The sequence below is a fragment of the Achromobacter sp. RT286_PF genome, from assembly GCF_059760425.1.
Window position 1 is genome coordinate 1 of sequence record NZ_JCBAMR010000013.1, and the last position, 17,236, is coordinate 17,236.

Consider the following 17,236-nt stretch of genomic DNA (forward strand, 5'->3'; position numbering starts at 1 on the left):
GAGCGGTTCAGGTTGTCCAGCGACCGCTGCAACTGCTGGCGCGATTGGGCCTGTTGGCGCGCGCCGGCGCCTATGCCCGCCATACTGCCGTCGGGCATGCGGCCGGTGCGCTGCGCCGTCGACTGCACGGCATTCTTGTCCGAGAACCAGCCGGGGCTGAAGGCGCGCTGCTGCGCCTGCGCCGCGCCGCTGGCGCTGCCTGCGATCAGCAGCGCGGTGACCGCCTGGGACAGTGGCGTCGGACGCCAGTTCGGGCGCTGCCGCCCCGGCACCCGCCCCATGTTCCGCTTGCCACCCGAGTCCGACATCCGTGCCTGCATGATCGCCATCCCTTGTTCCAATCGCGCGAGTTCTTCACTTAGAACAAGACAGACGGATAGAAAAATGCAGACCAGAACGCTGTCACAAATAATTCATCCAGACAGGCGTTTTACGACGCGCTTATGACAACAACACCACGCCGGCGGGCAGATGTGTCACACGCGCGCCATACGCATCGCGGATCAGGCGTTCGGCGTCAGCCACCTGTGCCAACGAAAACCGCGCTTGCACCAGACGCTTGCCCAGTTGATCGTTCATCAGCACCAGCCGGCCCCGGCGATAGCGGTTCAGTTCATCCACCACCTGCGCCAGCGGCTGCTGGTTGAACACCAGCCAGCCCTGACGCCACGCGGTGACGACCGCCGTGTCCACCGCCACCGGCGGCATCACGCGCGCATCGTCATAGCGCAGTTCGCGGTTGGCGGCCACATCGAACACGCCTTCAGCATGCACCAGCCGCAACGCGCCGGACAGGCAGCACAGCCGCGCCTGCCCGTCGATATAGCGCAGGTTGAACGTGGCTTCGCGCGCGGTGATACGGCCTTTGCCGGCGACCACCACGGCCGGCGTCGCACCGGCGCGTATCTCGGCTTCGCCTTCGGCCAGCTCAATCACCGCACCGTTTGCGTCGTTGCCCACGTTAAGACGCGTCAGCGTATTCATGTCCACGTCCACCGACTGGCCCAGCGCCACGCGGCGCTGTTCGCCCGCCGCCGTGCGGTAGTCCGCGCCCAGCGTGTCCACGCCGGGCCACAAGCCCAGCGGGGGCTTGAACGCCAGATACGCCGCTGACGCCGCCAGCGCGCCGCCCAGGAACGCGCGGCGACCGTTCAATGCCGGCCGCTGCGCACGGCGGCTCGCGCGGTCGGCAACCACGCCCTGAATGGCGGGGCCCATGCCCTGCCACAGCTGCTTCTGGGCGGCGAACGCGGCGGGGTGTCGGCTGTCTGCACGCAACCAATCGCGAAACGCCTGCGCGTCGTCTTCGGTGGCGCGGCCCGAGGTCAGCGCCAATAGCCACTCGCGCGCCTGTACGGTGGCGGCGTCTTCCTGCTTGTTCCGTCGGGGCATGCTCATCGTCAACGCCATGGTGTGTCATCCCGGCACGCTTCGCGGGGGGGGACGCCCGGGTGGCTCGTTCCGTTGCCCGTCGCCTGCCCGGCCACGAGGAGTTCTTGCGCGCAATGTTCCAGCGCGCGCTTCAGTTCCTTGGACACGATGCGCTCTGACACGCCATAGCGCCGCGCAATTTCCGCATGCGGCAGCTCTTGCACACGCGCGGCCAGCACCATCTGCTGCGTCCGTTCGGGCAATTTCTTCAGCGCACGCTGAAACGCATCGATCTGGTTGCGGCCTTGCGCGATACGGGCCGGGTCCGCTGCCTCATCCGCCAGGTGGATCAATTCACTGATTTCGACGCCCGTCAGCAGGCGGGAGTCGCGGCGACGCTGGTCTTCCGCGATGTTCAGCGCCACGCGAAACAAATAGGCGGCCGGTTGCTGGATGGACGAACTGGCGGGCAGATCGTTCACCTTCAAAAATGCTTCCTGCATGGCGTCGTGCGCCAGGTCGTCCGAACCCAGTCGTCGACGCAGCTGACTGCGAAAGTCGTTGTAGCGTTCCAGAAACAACGCCCGCAACGAGCCGTCCGGTTTGTTATCCCGCACTGCCGGCTCCCCTGTCCGCATCGCATTGCGCCGCACTGCGCGGCGTCAGCAGCACCGTCAACGGCTGCGGCATCCCTGCCGGCAGCGGACCAATCACCGCCCCGCGCAACGCCGCTTCCAGGCGTCCGTCCAGGCCGGCTTGCCCCGTTGACGACACCCACCCAACCCGGCTGACGCGCCAGGCCTTGTCGAACCACAATTGCACCAACGCGCGGTAGTTGCCCGGCTGCGTGGCCGCCGCCGCGCACAGGGCGCGTTTCAACGCCGTCTGCACCACGGCGGCGTAAGGCGTGTCGCGCAGGCGCTTGCCCGCCGCGCCGGCGCCTGCCGCCGTGTCATCGTCCTTGGCGACCAGCGTGAAAGACCGCGCGCTGGCATAGCGAATCGATAGCGGCGAGCCGGCCAGCAGCCGGCGCAACGCTTCGCTGGGCGTGTAGGCGCCCACCACCGCGGGCGCCTGCCTGCCGGCCGTCAAGGTGCTGTCCACCAACACGGTCAACCCGCTGGCCAGGCTGTATTCCACCAGCGCCTGCGCCAGGGGCTGCGCGGCAATCTCGAAGCGCATGGGCTTGGCGGGGGGTGCCGCGGCATGGCCAGTCGGCGACAGCGCCAGCAGGCCCCAGGCCAGACACGCGCGCAAGGCCACGCCACGGCCCTTGAAGACGCTCTTCATAAACGTGACCGCAAGGGAAAAGTGCCTGACATGGCCGCAACAGAGAACGCCATCAGCGCCCGCGCCTGGAAAAGCCGCCATGCTAGAGCGGCTGAATGACGCATTCGTGACACTTGACGCGCGCGGCGCGCGCCGCCGCCACGCAACGGTCACCTACGGGGTGCGGGCGGTCTCTATACTTTTTGGATTGCGTCGGCCACGTCTGGCCGGACCGTTCAAGGGAGCGCGCATGCGCAAGGTGCGGGGGGCCAGGGGCCTGTGGCTGGAGATCGTCGTGATGGGCGGCGGCGCGCTGGGCGTGGTTGGCGCGTTGGGGCTTGTGGGCGCGGGGGCCATGGCGCAGACCGTGGAGGCGCGGACCGTGCAGGAGCAGAAGCCGGCGCAGTCGGCCCTGCCACCGGCTTCGACCCGATCAAGCGGCGCGTGCATCGAGACCGAGGTCAACGGCTACCGGGCCTTGTCCTACGACTGCCTGAACCAGAAGATGGCGCCGGACACCACGGCTAACCGGCCGTCTCCGGGGCTGGCGTCCGAGGCCATCACGCAACGCCCGCCCAACCAGATGGGCCTGCCCACGCCCGCCACCATCGGCAACCGCATGGGCAACACGTTTGGTACGTCAGCCTATCCGCAACGGCCGCAGCCGTAATGGAAGTGACTGTGGCGCACTCCCGCGCGGCGCTACACCGTGCGGCAGATGAAATAGATTTTCTTGACGAACTGATCCACTTCCCAGCGGCCCGTATACCCCTCGGGCATCACGAAGGCTACGCCCGCGGTCAGTTCGTGCACGGTGCCGTCCGGATCGACCAGCCGGGCCGCGCCTTCCAGGATGGTGCCAAATTCGATATAGCCCGTCGTGTTTGCCTGGAACACCCCGGCGGTGCTTTCCCAGACGCCCGCTTCCGCCTTGCCGGCGTTGCCTTCAAAGGCGGTGACGGTCTGAAAGGCCGCATCGCCCGAGATCGGGCGGCGGGGCTTGCCGGGCACCGGGTTCTTCATCGGGCCGGCGTCGATGCGGACTAGCCGCGATGAGTCGTGCTTCATGGCTTACCTATGCAAAGTTGTCTTGAGTTCAGTGCGCCGCCACCACCAACACCTCGGCCATGGCGCGGCTGACCGTGCGCATGCGGTGCGGCAGTTCGGAATCAAAGTAGACGGAATCACCGGTTTCCAGGCGGAACTGGCGTTCGCCCACCTGCACTTCGACGGCGCCTTTGAGCACCAGCAGGAATTCTTCGCCCGGATGCGGGAACACCGCCGTCGCGTCGGGAAATTCGCGCGGCGGATGCACCACAAACGGTTCCATCGCCTTGACCTTGCGACGCCCGGCCAGTGATTCGTAGTGGTACTGCACGCCCGGCCCGCCGCGTTGCAGCGCCTCGCGGTCGCCCACGCGCACCACGCTGACCACTTCGTCTTGCGCGGCGCCGTCTCCGCCGACCAGTTGCGATACGCCCACGCCATAGGCTTCAGCCAGGCGCAGCACCGTCGAAATCGACGGTTCGCTCAGGCCGCGTTCCAGCTTGGACAGGTAGCTTTTGGTCAGCCCGGTGCGCTGCGCCAGCTGTTCCAGGGAAAGCGCTTGCTGGCGGCGCAGGGTGCGAAGGCGGGGGGGCAGGTCGATCATGGCGGGGGGTGGAAAATCGGACCGGTAAGAATGCCCGAAACCAGCGCCGCCGTCGAGCCGCCCTGCCCGGCCTGGCTGCCCGATCCGCGCCGCATCCTGCTCGCCTGTCCGGTCTCCTATCCGGGCGCCCGCTGCCTCGGGCTACGACAACACGTCCGGATGCGCGCGCAGCGCCCGCCGAGCGTAATACGAAAACCCCACCTGCGACCGCTTGGGCGTCAGGATCCAGTCATGCGCTTCGCGTCCCAACGCGGGCGGAATAGGCTGGATCTTGCCCGCCGACATCGCTAGCAACTGCATGCGCGCCGCGCGTTCGAACTGCAAGGCCAGCACGCAGGCCTCTTCCACCGATCCGGCCGCAATCAACATACCGTGGTGCGACAACAGAATCGCCCGCTTGTCGCCCAGCGCCGCCGAGATGATCTCGCCTTCTTCATTGCCCACCGGCACGCCCGGCCAATCCTTCAGAAAAGCCACATCGTCGTACAGCGTGCAGTTGTCCATGTGCGACACCTCCAGCGGCACCTCCAGCATCGACAGCGACGCCACGTGCAAGGGGTGCGTGTGGATAATGCAATTCACATCGGGGCGCGCGCGATAGATCCACGAATGAAAACGGTTGGCCGGGTTGGGCATGCCGCCGCCCTCTTGCACGCGCAAATCTTCATCCACCACCAACAGATTGCTGGCCGTGATTTCATCAAAGCCCAGGCCCAGCCGCTGCGTGTAATAGCGGCCCGCTTCGGGCGTACGCGCGGTGATCTGCCCCGCCAGCCCGGAATCGTGGCCGCCATCGAACAAGATGCGGCACGTCAGCGCCAGCCGTTCGCGCAAGCTCCACTGCGGCGTGTCGAACTGGCGCTGCATCTCGGCTTGCGCACGCGCGATCAGTTCGTCTTTTCCCAGGTGCATCGTATCGGTCATCATGTCTCCGTCGTGCCGTCCTTCATCAACGGCGTAAATCCCGGCCGCGCACATGGGCGCGCTTGCCGGGGTGTCCATAGCATAAAGGGCGGCCACGTCGCGACCGCCCGCCGGTCAATCCATCTTGATGTTGGCGCGCTTGACGATGTCGGTCCACTTGGCATTCTCGGCCGCGATAAAGCGCCGATATTCCTCTGCCGACCCCGTGTACAACTGCGTGCCCTGCGCCGCCAATCGATCCTTCAATTCCGCCGACGCCAGCGTCTTTTGCAACGCGGCGTTCAAGGCGGCCACCACCTCGGGCGGCGTGCCCGCGGGCGCCAGCAACGCGTTCCACGAACTGATCTGCAAGGCCGCATCGCCCACTTCCGCGCTGGCGGGCACGGCGCTCGCCGACGCCAGCCGCTTGTCCGCCGCCACCGCCAACGCGCGCAACTTGCCCGAGGCCACGTGCGGCATGATGATCGGGCTGGCGTCCATCACCACATCCACCTGTTCGCCGATGGCCGCGTTGACTGCTTCGCTGCCGCTCTTGAACGGCACATGCACAATATCCACGCCGGCCGTCAGCTTCAACAATTCCAGGCCCAGATGCGGTGAACTGGCATTGCCCGCCGACCCGAAATTCAACCGCCCGGGATTGGCACGCGCATAGGCAACAAACGCGGCAAAGTCCGCAGCCGGCAACCCGGCGCGCGTAGCCAGCACGAAAGGCGACCCGGACACCATGCCCACCGGCACGAACTTGGCGGCGTCGTAACTCAGCTTGCTGTAGATCAGCGGATTCACAATCTGCGTGCCCACGGTGCCCATGAAGACGGTGTAGCCGTCCGCCGGCGCGCCGGCCGCCAACTGCGCGGCAATCACCCCGCCGGCCCCGGGCCGGTTTTCAATGACGACGCTTTGCCCCAAGGCATCACCCATCCCCTTGCCCACCTGCCGCGCCACGATATCCGTGATCCCGCCCGCACCAAACGGCACCACCAGCCGGATCGGCCGATCGGGATACGCCGCATGCGCCCCACCCGCCCAGGCGGCCATTCCCGCCGTCACACACATCGTCGCCAGCGCAGCGAACTTGCCAAGCACCTTCATGTCATTCCCCTTGGATGGGCCTTATTTGCCCTAATGACACAAAGTGTCCTACAGAACATTGATTTTCCGCAAGGGGAATTTCGGATGGAGGGTGTATGAGGGGCGGCGAATAAAGTTCGCGCTTTTTGATGAAGTTCGCCTGTTGGCTTTGGCGGGCAATGTCTGCTATTGCGTGGGCAACATCTTTTCTTCTGTGCAGATGAACGGACTGCGGGTTGGAGAAAGGCGAACTTCGCGATAAGCGCGATTAAATTGGCGCGACAGGCTAAGCCCGCAGATTCGGGGCTTTCCCTAAGGGCATTAGGCAAGGGTGACGGACGTCTCGAGGCACTCCGCTCTAGGTTGGGAGCGATAAGAGAAGAAAGCTGTCTTGTGTGGAAGGCCCGGAGGATCCTGCGGTCAGTGGCCGGTTTCGGCCAGCAGCAGACGTTCCCAGGCGGTTCACCAAAGCTGCCCTTCGCGCAGCTCAGACTGAATTGCATCATCGACGCCTAGGGTTCTACAATCATCGAGCCCGTGAAGCAGCAATTCCAATCTGCGTGTGGAAACCAGATCACGACTGGGCAGCGACAGGAACTCGAAATGGCGCTCCCAACCGATTGAACGCGTTCATTGCGGCGATCGTGATCGTGAGGTCAACGAGATCCTTGGGCGCGAATTGTGCCGAGGCGGCGGCATACGCCTCATCAGACGCGTGCGTCTCGCTGACACGGGTCACCTCCTCAGCCCAGGCCAGCGCGGCGCGCTCCTGCTCAGAAAACAAATGGTGCACCTCGTCCCATACCGGTACCAAATTGATCTTGTCGATCGACATGGTTTTTCTTAGATCGCGACTGTGCATATCGATGCAGTGTGCGCAGCCATTGATTTGCGAAACGCGGAGGAACACGAGGTGCACGAGTTCCTCCGGAAGGTTCGTCCTCCTCGTGACATAGTGGTGGATACCGAAAAGTGCCTTTGCGCCTTCAGGTGCGATTTCTTGCCAGTTCAAACGGGTCATCACAGTCCTTTGCTGTTGTTGATGATTGTCGGATCGCGGCCGGCGCGCCCCGAAGGCCGCCTATCGACTTCGGCCGCGATCCATGTCATAAGCAGACGTTAATCCACCGGGTGTTGGAGAAACAGGCCCAAAAACTGCCGAAACGACTGACCCAAGATGACTGACTTAAGTACGTTCGATGCGCTGTCGATTCAAGTGGACCGAGCCGCCGTCGCGCCAATCGGCGACCAGATCCATGCGAGCCTGCGACAGGCGATCCTCGGCGGCCGGCTTGCGCCAGGACAGCGTTTGCCTTCCGGTCGGGACCTCGCCGCGCAGCTTGGTGTCGCGCGCGGCACCATCCGCGTGGCATACGATCGGCTAATCGCCGAGAACCTGGTATTCGGTGCCGGACCCGCAGGAACGCGCGTATGCGCTCGGCCGCCTACCATCGAAGCGGTCGACGACTTGCCAATCGACGGACCTTTGGCGGCTTTCACCCGTCCATTTTCGAGCGCCCCACGGCCGTTCCAAATGGGCGTACCCGCTCATGACGCTTTTCCAGCCAAGCTGTGGGCCCGCATGCGAGCGCGTGCCCTACGCGACGACGCGAGCAATGACACGGCCTACGCTGACCCGCGAGGCGAACCCGTGCTGCGGGCCCAGATCGCGAGCCACCTTGCCATCAGCCGGCAAATGCAATGCCATCCCGATCAAATTATCGTCACCGGTGGATACCGGCAGGGCCTGCTGCTTGCCCTCACGGCGCTACGCGCTCAGGGGCGCAAGGCGTGGATCGAAGAGCCAGGTTATCCGCTGGGAAGGCGCGGGCTCGAGCTGATCGGCGCCACCCTCGAACCCGTGGCCGTTGACGCCGAGGGGCTGCGCGTGGACGATGGCATCGCCCGGGCCCCAGACGCCCTGCTGGCACTGGTCACCCCAGGCCAGCACGCACCGCTAGGCGTGACCCTATCGCGCGCACGAAGACACGCCTTGCTCGACTGGGCGTCGTCAAGTGGCGCCTGGATCATCGAAGATGACTATCTTGGGGAACTTCAGCTCGACGGTAGGGCTGCACCGGCCCTTGCTTCAGGCGCAGGCGCCGAGCGTGTGATCCACATCGGGTCGTTCAGCAAAACGCTCAGTCCGGCGCTCGGCCTCGGTTTCGTCGTCGCCCCACGTTCGCTGGCGGAACGTCTGGTCGAGGTTGCCGCCGTGTTGGCCCCGGCTCCGAACCGGATCACCCAGTTGGCTGTTATGGAGTTTCTATCCAATGGGCACTTCCTGCGGCACCTGCGGCAGATGAAGGCTCTCTATGCCGAGCGCCGCAACCTCGCGCTAACGCATGTAAACAGGCTTCTGCCGGGCACGCTGGCGGCTGGCCTGGGCGTGATCGCACCGCTGCCACAGATTGCCGACGACATCACCGTGGTGCGTATCGCCCGCGCACATGGCCTCGCGCCCTCGGCGCTCTCCGCTTGGCACCTTAGCCGCGGGTACGCGCAACGTGGCTTGCTACTCAGCGTGACGAACCTGCACCCCGACAACATAGAAACCGCATGCGTGACGCTTGCAAGAATCGTTGCATCTCATTGAATCCTGGACCGCATATCCCCGTGGATCATGCACGCGGCGTCGGAGCGTCCGGTTCTCGCGGAAACTGACGTCCGCGGTCGGCGGCGAAGTTCCGCCGACGGCCAGGAGCGGCCGTTCCGACACGTGCTCAATTGGTGAGCTATTCAGGACCGACGCTATCAGGCTTAGATTGGACCGACTCCGTTGCAAGCATGTCAGCCAGTTCGTGCATCAACGTGCGCACTGCAGCTTGATCGAACTGCGCAAGCATGTAATCGATTCGAGAATGGAGGACGTTGGAGCTCCGGAGGTCGTCGACGCTTCTGGACATTCTAGTCGCGGCGCGGATCCGGAGCTTCTGTGCAGGTGCTCCCTCGCTGTTCAGCATTGCGCGGAACTTCGTCTTCAGAACATTCGTTGCAGCTTGGGTACCTTCACCGATCGCCAATGCGACCAGTCCTTTGGTGGCCGTTTCCAGAATTCCCCAGCCGGTCTCGTACCTTCCGCCCTTACACGCCCAGTCCATTAAGAGTTGTGTTGAAGCTTCATAAAACTCCAGGCATTCCCGTCGATATCCGTCCAAAGCCGCTTCGAAGAGGTGGTCTGTGAGGGAGTATTTTGCGACAAAGATAACCGAGTCTTTATCGTCGGGAAGCCAAGATAGAGTCGAAATGAGCCAGACCGCATGACCCCGCAGTTTGTCCTTTTGATATTGAGGGCACGCAGGCGCATTCGAGAGGGCATTAAGCAGCTCGGAGATCCCGACGGCCCACGTGATGAGATCGTAGGAAAACGAGGATCGCTTCTGGAGGGCGAGAAGGAAGAGCTCCTTCTGCGAACCATATATCTGGTCCGCCCAAGTTTCAAAGTTGCCAATGATCTCACCTACACGCATGTGGACCACGGGCGCTTCCACCAACTGGTTAACAAATGACGTAAGCCTTCCTCTGAGCGAAGAATCGCTGGTGCTCGAAAAGTATGGGCCTAGCGTATTGCGGTGTATGGGTTCGAGCCGCGTTTCCGGCGTTTCCAGGAACCCCTTCGCAGCTTCGGTCACGGCCGAACGCAACTGACGGACTGGAAAGTGGATATCGTGCTTTCCTTTTGTAATGAGGTCGTAGGTAACATCGGCAAGCTGCTCAAATGCAGTAAGCGTGACCGCCTGATGGTCTGTCCGGAATATTCCAACGTTGGAAAGGGAAGCGATCTTCTGTACTGTGCTCACAATCTCGCTCGGGTTTGTATGATCTAGCGCGAGTTTCGAAGCGCGGCCCAACAGCCGAATTCCCTCCATCATGAGGTCGGGCATGTTGTGCGGAATGACAGACTCGACGGCCGAGCCCATATAACCGGCAGCAAGTAGTGCGTGGTACTTGCTTCGATCACGCCCCGGATACTCGATCTTCAGATACACGCCATAAAGCCCACCAATAGCACGCAGAGTGCTTTCCCCCAGTCGCTCATCACCCTTCGCCAATGCGGTCTGCATTGTCTGCCGAAGTTGCTCTAGCGAAATATTAATAAATCCGTCGGTTGTGCCCGGCATCTCGAAGAGAGGGTTGCTTCCGACGAAGGTACCGTGCTTCGCAGCGCAATAGGTGGCGTTGATCTGCGAAACGCGTTCGAACGCATACTCAGTGACCTCATAGTCGCCTTGTTCAGCGAAGCGCTTTGCGTAAGAAATGGCGTAGTGAATCGCTTGCCCTGCGGCTTTGGTCCAATGGTCGTTGACTTGAAAGAAATAGGCCTTGGGAGCGTTGAAGTGGAACTCTATGCCGTCGTCTCCCTCCCCGGGTGGCGTCTCTTTATGCAAAAGGATTTCAGCATTATCTGCCAATCGGCTCCATCTACGCACATCCTGTTGAACCTCCTTCGACATAATAGAAAGCTGTTCGATCGGATTGATGAGTTGGAGTGCGCGTCTGTACGCGAAAAGAAACAGCAGTACGATCACTGCGACTCCCCAAATTGCCGCAACTATTGCGGGAATCGCCCAGCTTCCGTCCGGAATGAGCGATGTCGAGCCGACAACTAGTGCAATGAGAAATGATGCAAGAAACGAACCCAGTAACCTGAGGTCAGAGCTTAGCCGTCTGAATAAACCATGCGGCATGCGATCGACATTAATCTGCATGGCGAACACAACGATTGAGAACGCGATAGCGGCAGCTCCGATCATTGCTGCGCCTGTGCCGCCAAGAAGTGTCCTGAGCGAAGCCAGGCTGTCGCCGTTGCTGAAATAGTTACCGAACTCCCTCTGCAGGAACGGCATTGCCAGCACGGTTGAAAGCATAGAGATCAGCAAGACAGTCGCCGCGATTTTCAGCCCATGCTGTAGCCGCCAGTAATTGAGCCGGATAATTGCCCGATACAACCGCAATGTCACTGTTGCGTGTGCTTTATTAAGCAGTGCCTGTAGCCTTAACTTGACCATCCCATAGGCTCCCTAGTAGATGCCCGAAAAGAAGAGCCTCTGGCTCGTTGATGCCAATCCGGCATGAGTGTACATTTCCAGCGAGCGCGTTGGGACGGAAATCGCCCCGTTGGATCAGGACGCAGCCAGAACTGGGATCTCCAAGTGGCGGTACCGAACGCCCCCTCGGAATCCTTAAAGTTGAGAGACGGGCCGGTAAACAGTGCGCGCCTTTGCGAGCGACGCACAGTTCGCTATCTGGGCATCAAGGTCGATGATTCTCTTGAGATGGCTGGATAAAACCGAGGCTTGATGACTCTCGGCCGGCGAGCGGTCGCTTGCCGGCTATGAGCAGTTACAGCCTCCTCAACTGCGATATTTTTCTTCTGATACTTTATAAATAACGATACATTCCACATAATTTTCTAGCGAAGCGGGATAATTAAGCATTACTAAACTATCGAGCTCAAAAATTAGTATGCAGAATTTTTTGAAACGTCGCAGAGCGCGCGAGCATAGATACAGCGGCACCATTTGTTTCCTCTACTCTTCGAAGATTTCCGAAAGCGTTGACCTAGAACGTGCATGCCGCATACTGGTCGCGTCCGATGTATTCGACTTCGCGCTCTGCAGTCGAGGTGCGCTTTATTACCGGTCGGAGCGTTCGGTCGCCTGCGACAAGCTGCTGATAGACCAATCATTAGATGGACGAGGAAGCTCGATTGGCGGCCTTGAGAAATTCTTGGCGCGCGATCCAACCGACGCAGCAAAAATGGGTGTGTGGAACGCGCTTCACCTTCTGAATTCTGATAGCAAGTTTTCGAATGGCGCATCCTCTTTTCCCGCTGATAGCGTGAGAATCCAGGTAAGCCCTGTAGCAATCCGCTTAGATGGTGATGACGCGTACTCTCTTTGCACTCCGATGATCCGGCTCTACGAGGACGGAACCGTGAGCGTTCTTTTTGAACTACTACACAGGTTCGAAGAACGGTTAGTCGCCGAAATTGTGAGTAATGAAGTCAATGCCGCGACGCGTGGGACTAAATCATTTCAGGTGAACGTACCATTCTATCGAGCGGCACTTGAACAACAGTTTGCATCCATGCCGCTGGCTGCTAGGTGGCGCCAATATTCCGCGTTCAAGGGATTGATGCGGAATGCCCAGTTAATCCAGGAATCGTTCGAGTTCGGCGATGACAAGCTCGAGCTAGTCGAGCTGGCACTAACGGATCGTCTCAGCCTTTCCGATATAGCGAGAAATCTAATTTCGATGATTGAGCGCTCATTGGACATTGGAAAGGTTCCTCAGCGGCCGCAACGACTAGCAAAACAGTGGAAGTCAAGAAACTTGAGCGGATGGTTTGGAAAGCCGGTATTGATTGTTTCGTCACACGACGGGCAGTTGCAGAGTGCGGCAAGGAATGCGGCGAAACACAGGCTGCTGATCAACAGCGTAATGATGAGATCCCATCCGAGCGCGGTGGTCGGTATGGAACAACCTGAGTTGCCTGATCTACGCCCGTTCGACGACTTCAATCATTATTTTAGCGAGGGGGTGTCATTTGTCCTATGTGCTGGCAAGGTGTCCGCGGCAATCCGGGCTGAAGATTCAGTGGTCCTTGATAACATAATCGCGGATACGCTTGTCCTCACAGAGGCTGCCCAATTTTTACAAGTTTTCTACTCAGCCGTGTCTGATGAGTTGGACAGATGCACTACCTCGGCCGACGTCGCGCGTCTTGAACTAAGGTTGATGGGTTTAGATGAAGCATTTTTTAACGGGCACCGGTACGGTGAAACCCAGAATTTTTTCCACAGCGTTAGGAGTAGCGCGAGAACGTCAGGGTCGCGCTTGATTGTTCAGCAGAAGGTAGACGTCGCAAGGAAGGCACTCGAGCTCAGCGAGAAAATTGCCGGTGACCATGACACACGCTGGATCACGCTAACTTTTGGCGTTCTTGCATCTGCGACCCTATCTCCCGAGCTGGTCCAGCCCATTGCTACTGCACAAGGTTGGCATCTCGAAGACGAGAGCTTGTTCAAAGTGGTTTGTCTCCTATTTTCTTTTGTCATAGTTGCATCACTCGTAGGACTCTCTCGATCAATTATCAGATTCGTGTCTAACCGAAAATTCACACGCATCGTAAAACAGTCGGGCCGAGGGGTATCTAGATAGACGTAGGCTCTTTCATGCGAGGATGGGTTTTCGTACGGTAGCGCTCCACCGCGATCCAATGGCAAAACGTTGAGAAATTGCAGCCCAGAATACGGTTACTGAGGAGTCGACGTAAACAACGTGGTGGTCTGCTTTGGGTCGGTAGCGGACAGCGTCGCCTCTGCACGAAACCAGAGCAACGTGCAGCTCCACCGCGCCAATCCTTGCCCGCCAAATCGGCGGCAAGACGCCTGGCTGGCGTCCGCCGCGCGCCGGGCTCGCCTTAATCGATGACAATATTCTCCCGCTTCACCACATGAGACAGCTGATCGACCTCACGCCCGATGCGCGTGGACAATTCCTTCGGATTGCTCATGACGACGCTACCCTGCGCACTGAGTGAAGTCTTCGCAGCGGGCTGTTCCATCGCAAGCTTGGACTGCTCGTACAAGGAGTCGACGATCTGGGCAGGGGTGCCTGCCGGGGCGAACAGGCCCAGCCAGAAAGTGACGTCGATGTTTGGATAGCCTGCCTCGGCCATCGTGGGGATATCCGGCATTTGGGAAATCCGTTGCTTCTGCGTGACCGCCAGGGCTTTCAACTTGCCGGCTGCCACTTGCGGTGCGCTGGCCAGCGTATCGAAAGACGTGTTCACCTCGCCCGCCATGACCGCCATGCTTGCTTGCGAGGCCGACTTGTAAGGGACATGGGTTGCCTTGAACTGCGTGTCGTTGCTCAGTTGCGCAAACGCCAGATGGGCCAGGTTGCCTTGACCTCCCGACCCATACGTGAGCTCGCCCGGATTCTTTTTGGCGTACTCAACCAGGTCCTTGACCGACGCGATGGCGTGCTTCTTGGCCCATTCGGGGTTGACGTTCAGAATGAACGGCGCGTCCAGCACCAGGGCGATGGGCGCGAAATCCTTGGTCTTGTACGGGGAGTTCTTGTAGATCAAGGGGTTGACGGTGATGCTGCTGCTGTTGGTGGCCAGCAGCGTGTAGCCATCCGGCGCCGAACGGGCCACCTCGGCCGCCCCGATCGATCCATTGGCGCCGCCCTTGTTTTCCACGATGACGGGCTGCTTGAGCGTCTTGGACAAAGAGTCCGACAGCAGGCGAGCCATCGTGTCCGTGATTGAACCGGCCGGAAACGGCACGATGATCTTGATGGCTTTGGTGGGCCATGCTTTGTCCTGCGCGAACGCGGCGGTAGTCCCCAAGCCCAATGCCGAAGCCACGGCAAGGTGCGCGGAAGTGATGAGGAACTGACGGCGGGAATCGGATGTAGCCATTTTTTGTCTCCACGAAGTTAGGTCTTGTGCATTGCGTCGTGCTTGCGGGGCTTGTCAGGCCGCCTTTCTGGTTGCGGTGTTTCCGATGATTCCGTCGCGCTCCAGCGACTGTTGCTGATCCACGCTCATGCCCAGCACGCGCGAAAACACATCGCCATTGTGCTGCCCGAGCGTAGGCGCCGGACGCACCGCCGCGACCGTAGCGTCCGGCTCCCTGAACCAGGGCGTGGTCGCCAGAAACTCGCCGATATAAGGCCGGGAAGTCGCCTTGAAAAACTCACGGGCCTTCAGATGCGGGTCATCGAGCAGCGTCCAGACCGGTTTGACTTCTCCTGCGCTGATGCCCGCCTGTTGCAGTTCCGCCATTGCGCTTTGCGCGGAGCGCGCGCGGGTCCATGCGTTGATCCTGCGGTCTATCTCTTCGTGTCGGGTCCGTCGGCCGGCCGCCTTCTCCAGAGCAGGGTCCCGGGCAAGATCAGTTGCCTGCATGACCGCCAGCAATGCCTGCCATTGCGCATCGCTCGTGATGCTCACCACCACCCAGGCGTCATCGCCCGCGCACGGGTAAATTCCCTGCGGGGCATGAAGAGGATGCGCATTGCCGATGCGGGGCGTGGTGTTGCCGTGCACCGACTGTTCAATGACGAACGGCGCTGTCATGGGCAGCATGCATTCCACCTGAGACAGGTTGACGTGGCGGCCCTTGCCCGAGCGCTGCTGCACGAACAGCGCCAACAACGCCGCAGCCCCCCCGTTAAAGCCACCCACGGGATCACCATAGGCGTAGGAGGTCAGCGCCGGAGGGTCCTGCGCGAAACCGGTGTGATGGGGAAGGCCGCTGGCCTGCTCCAGCGTGCCGCCATAGGCCCTGATCGTGCTCCATTCATTGCCCGACCCGAATGCCGGCATGGACACCATGACCAAGCGCGGATTGGCCTGGGATAGCACGGCGTAGTCCAGCCCAAGTTTGGGCAGCACCTCGGTCGAGTAGTTCTCGATGACGATATCGGCCTTGGCCACCAGATCGAGCAGGACCGCACGCCCTTGCGCGCGGGTCAGATCAAGCGTGATGCCCAGCTTGTTGCGGTTCATCAGCGCAAAGTTGGAGTTCTTTTCGTACAGCTTTTCTTGATAGAACTCATCGGTGTAATGCGTGCCCCGCCACCAGTCCGGATAGCGCGTGCTTTCAACCTTGATGACTTCCGCGCCAAAGTCCGCCAGCGTCCTTGCCGCCAATGGCCCGGCCCACCCCATCGTCAGATCGACCACGCGGATGTTTCGTAAGGGCAGCGCGCCCGGCGCAGCCGGGGTCAAGTCGGCGGCCGGCGTCAGGCTCTGCACGTCGCGGTAGCGGGGGCCGTCAGCGTCCAAACGCGCTGCCTTGCCGCCCGGCAATGGGCCCGCATCGCCCATGGGCAGCGGAACGACAGGCCCCTCGAATTTGGCCGCCCCCACCGTGACGGGAACAAAAGCGCCGCGTTCGCGATGCACGCTTTGTTCAAGCAGTTCTGCCATGGTCGGCACGATGACAGCGGGAAATTTTTCCTTGCGCAGCACGTCGAACCATTCCTGGGCTGTCCTGGCGCGCAGACTGGGAATCAGGAACGCATCGATTTCGTCGGCATGGACCATACGGGTCGGCCCGCTTGCAAACCGCGGATCCGCTGCCCGGTCCGGGTGGCCGATGGCCGCGCACAGCGCAGCCCACTGCGGGCCGGTATGGGCGAACAGCCCAATCCAGCCCTTCTTGGTCTCGTAGATGCCGGCAGGATGCGTCGTGCAGAACCGGTTGACACCCAGCCTGGCCAAGGGATGCCGACCATCCTGCACCATGCCGGCTTCCATCTCGACCAGCGAAAACGCAACCTCATGGATGCTCAGCAGATAACGCCGGCTGCCGTCGGATCGCCCCAGCAACGCGGCGGTCGCGCTTGAGAATGCGGCGACACCGGCGGCAATGGCGGTCTGAATGTCGTGCGGCAGATGGGGAGGCCCCTGCTGTGCACCGCTGCAATACACCGCGCCGGCCAGGGCGCGGCACACGGCCTCGGTCCCCGCGAAGCCACGGTAGGGTCCGGACTCACCGAACCAGGTCAGACAGACTTCGATCGGCACATTGCCCTGGCCGTCATTCCCATCGCCGGCGTAGGCGGGGCGCGTCAGGACCTCCAAGCCTTCGTCCAGGGCGCGGGCGTCAAGAATCACATCGCATGTCCGCGCGATCCGTGACAGCCACGCGGCGTCCGCGCCTGTCTTTCCTTGTCGTGCCACGCTGCGCTTGTTGGTATTGAGCCAGGCATGCAAGGCGCTTGCGGGCTCGTCGTTGGCCTCGTTCAACAGGGGCGGCAGGCGGCGCAGCGTGTCGCCGTCGGCGTCCTCCAGCTTGATGACCTCGGCGCCAAAATCCGCAAAGAGCTTCCCGGCATAAGCCACTGCCGCGCCGCAGCCGATTTCCAGCACGCGCACCCCGGCGAAGGCGAGCCGGCTTTCAGATGTTTGCATCGTCGCAACCT

15 protein-coding genes are annotated in these 17,236 nt (G+C 61.4%); 3 read left to right on the plus strand and 12 right to left on the minus strand.

What is annotated here, in order from left to right; all coding sequences use genetic code 11:
* The 4 genes from AC6LJY_RS12600 to AC6LJY_RS12615 form a co-directional block, all read right to left on the minus strand.
* On the minus strand, positions 1–329 hold a 329-nt coding region (locus AC6LJY_RS12600), incomplete at its 3' end, for a hypothetical protein (RefSeq protein ID WP_498136058.1).
* Positions 330–441: 112 nt separating this feature from the next.
* A complete protein-coding gene (locus AC6LJY_RS12605; RefSeq protein ID WP_255593345.1) occupies positions 442–1,398 on the minus strand; it encodes a FecR family protein in 957 nt (318 codons plus the stop codon).
* Between the two features lie 2 nt (positions 1,399–1,400).
* A complete protein-coding gene (locus AC6LJY_RS12610; protein WP_498136059.1) occupies positions 1,401–1,988 on the minus strand; it encodes an RNA polymerase sigma factor in 588 nt (195 codons plus the stop codon).
* Positions 1,978–2,661: a secretin and TonB N-terminal domain-containing protein gene (locus tag AC6LJY_RS12615; protein WP_046804840.1), complete on the minus strand. Its 684-nt coding sequence runs from the start codon at positions 2,659–2,661 to the stop codon at positions 1,978–1,980. The genes AC6LJY_RS12610 and AC6LJY_RS12615 overlap by 11 nt, the downstream gene beginning before the upstream one ends.
* A gap of 229 nt (positions 2,662–2,890) precedes the next feature.
* Between AC6LJY_RS12615 and AC6LJY_RS12620 the strand changes: the two genes are divergently transcribed.
* Positions 2,891–3,310 carry a hypothetical protein gene (locus AC6LJY_RS12620; protein ID WP_498136060.1) on the plus strand — a complete coding sequence of 140 codons (420 nt, stop codon included), beginning with the start codon at positions 2,891–2,893 and terminating at the stop codon, positions 3,308–3,310.
* A gap of 32 nt (positions 3,311–3,342) precedes the next feature.
* Here AC6LJY_RS12620 and AC6LJY_RS12625 read toward each other — a convergent pair whose 3' ends face one another.
* The 5 genes from AC6LJY_RS12625 to AC6LJY_RS12645 all read right to left on the minus strand — a co-directional run bounded on the left by AC6LJY_RS12625 (position 3,343) and on the right by AC6LJY_RS12645 (position 7,310).
* Positions 3,343–3,708, minus strand: coding sequence for a cupin domain-containing protein (locus tag AC6LJY_RS12625; RefSeq protein WP_498136061.1), 366 nt, complete (start codon positions 3,706–3,708; stop codon positions 3,343–3,345).
* A 28-nt stretch (positions 3,709–3,736) separates the two neighbouring features.
* Positions 3,737–4,291, minus strand: coding sequence for a helix-turn-helix domain-containing protein (locus tag AC6LJY_RS12630; protein ID WP_314361742.1), 555 nt, complete (start codon positions 4,289–4,291; stop codon positions 3,737–3,739).
* A gap of 141 nt (positions 4,292–4,432) precedes the next feature.
* Positions 4,433–5,215, minus strand: a complete 783-nt coding sequence (locus tag AC6LJY_RS12635) for an aldolase (protein ID WP_314361743.1) — start codon at positions 5,213–5,215, stop codon at positions 4,433–4,435.
* A gap of 114 nt (positions 5,216–5,329) precedes the next feature.
* Positions 5,330–6,310 (minus strand): Bug family tripartite tricarboxylate transporter substrate binding protein, encoded by a 981-nt coding sequence (locus AC6LJY_RS12640; protein WP_498136062.1) that lies wholly within the window; start codon positions 6,308–6,310, stop codon positions 5,330–5,332.
* A 553-nt stretch (positions 6,311–6,863) separates the two neighbouring features.
* Positions 6,864–7,310, minus strand: a complete 447-nt coding sequence (locus AC6LJY_RS12645; protein ID WP_498136063.1) for a carboxymuconolactone decarboxylase family protein — start codon at positions 7,308–7,310, stop codon at positions 6,864–6,866.
* Between the two features lie 156 nt (positions 7,311–7,466).
* On the opposite strand from AC6LJY_RS12645, the gene pdxR reads away from it, so the two are divergent.
* A complete protein-coding gene (gene pdxR / locus AC6LJY_RS12650; protein ID WP_498136064.1) occupies positions 7,467–8,885 on the plus strand; it encodes a MocR-like pyridoxine biosynthesis transcription factor PdxR in 1,419 nt (472 codons plus the stop codon).
* Positions 8,886–9,024: 139 nt separating this feature from the next.
* Here pdxR and AC6LJY_RS12655 read toward each other — a convergent pair whose 3' ends face one another.
* Positions 9,025–11,298, minus strand: coding sequence for a DUF2254 family protein (locus AC6LJY_RS12655; protein WP_498136065.1), 2,274 nt, complete (start codon positions 11,296–11,298; stop codon positions 9,025–9,027).
* A gap of 457 nt (positions 11,299–11,755) precedes the next feature.
* Here AC6LJY_RS12655 and AC6LJY_RS12660 point away from each other — a divergent pair, with 457 nt between their 5' ends.
* The gene (locus AC6LJY_RS12660; RefSeq protein WP_498136066.1) at positions 11,756–13,453 is read left to right on the plus strand and encodes a hypothetical protein; all 1,698 of its coding nucleotides are present in this window, start codon (positions 11,756–11,758) and stop codon (positions 13,451–13,453) included.
* Positions 13,454–13,715: 262 nt separating this feature from the next.
* On the opposite strand, the gene AC6LJY_RS12665 is transcribed toward AC6LJY_RS12660, so the two are convergent.
* The gene (locus AC6LJY_RS12665; RefSeq protein ID WP_498136067.1) at positions 13,716–14,723 is read right to left on the minus strand and encodes a Bug family tripartite tricarboxylate transporter substrate binding protein; all 1,008 of its coding nucleotides are present in this window, start codon (positions 14,721–14,723) and stop codon (positions 13,716–13,718) included.
* A 54-nt stretch (positions 14,724–14,777) separates the two neighbouring features.
* Complete coding sequence (locus tag AC6LJY_RS12670; protein ID WP_498136068.1) at positions 14,778–17,225, minus strand: CaiB/BaiF CoA-transferase family protein; 2,448 nt, start codon at positions 17,223–17,225, stop codon at positions 14,778–14,780.
* Between the last annotated feature and the right edge of the window lie 11 nt (positions 17,226–17,236).

Bases quoted from the DNA above. Each gene is read 5' to 3' on its own strand.
- AC6LJY_RS12605 (WP_255593345.1), bottom strand. From the start codon at position 1,398: ATGAGCATGCCCCGACGGAACAAGCAGGAAGACGCCGCCACCGTACAG.
- AC6LJY_RS12615 (WP_046804840.1), bottom strand. From the start codon at position 2,661: ATGAAGAGCGTCTTCAAGGGCCGTGGCGTGGCCTTGCGCGCGTGTCTG.
- AC6LJY_RS12620 (WP_498136060.1), top strand. From the start codon at position 2,891: ATGCGCAAGGTGCGGGGGGCCAGGGGCCTGTGGCTGGAGATCGTCGTG.
- AC6LJY_RS12625 (WP_498136061.1), bottom strand. From the start codon at position 3,708: ATGAAGCACGACTCATCGCGGCTAGTCCGCATCGACGCCGGCCCGATG.
- AC6LJY_RS12630 (WP_314361742.1), bottom strand. From the start codon at position 4,291: ATGATCGACCTGCCCCCCCGCCTTCGCACCCTGCGCCGCCAGCAAGCG.
- AC6LJY_RS12635 (WP_314361743.1), bottom strand. From the start codon at position 5,215: ATGACCGATACGATGCACCTGGGAAAAGACGAACTGATCGCGCGTGCG.
- AC6LJY_RS12640 (WP_498136062.1), bottom strand. From the start codon at position 6,310: ATGAAGGTGCTTGGCAAGTTCGCTGCGCTGGCGACGATGTGTGTGACG.
- AC6LJY_RS12645 (WP_498136063.1), bottom strand. From the start codon at position 7,310: ATGACCCGTTTGAACTGGCAAGAAATCGCACCTGAAGGCGCAAAGGCA.
- pdxR (WP_498136064.1), top strand. From the start codon at position 7,467: ATGACTGACTTAAGTACGTTCGATGCGCTGTCGATTCAAGTGGACCGA.
- AC6LJY_RS12655 (WP_498136065.1), bottom strand. From the start codon at position 11,298: ATGGTCAAGTTAAGGCTACAGGCACTGCTTAATAAAGCACACGCAACA.
- AC6LJY_RS12660 (WP_498136066.1), top strand. From the start codon at position 11,756: ATGCAGAATTTTTTGAAACGTCGCAGAGCGCGCGAGCATAGATACAGC.
- AC6LJY_RS12665 (WP_498136067.1), bottom strand. From the start codon at position 14,723: ATGGCTACATCCGATTCCCGCCGTCAGTTCCTCATCACTTCCGCGCAC.
- AC6LJY_RS12670 (WP_498136068.1), bottom strand. From the start codon at position 17,225: ATGCAAACATCTGAAAGCCGGCTCGCCTTCGCCGGGGTGCGCGTGCTG.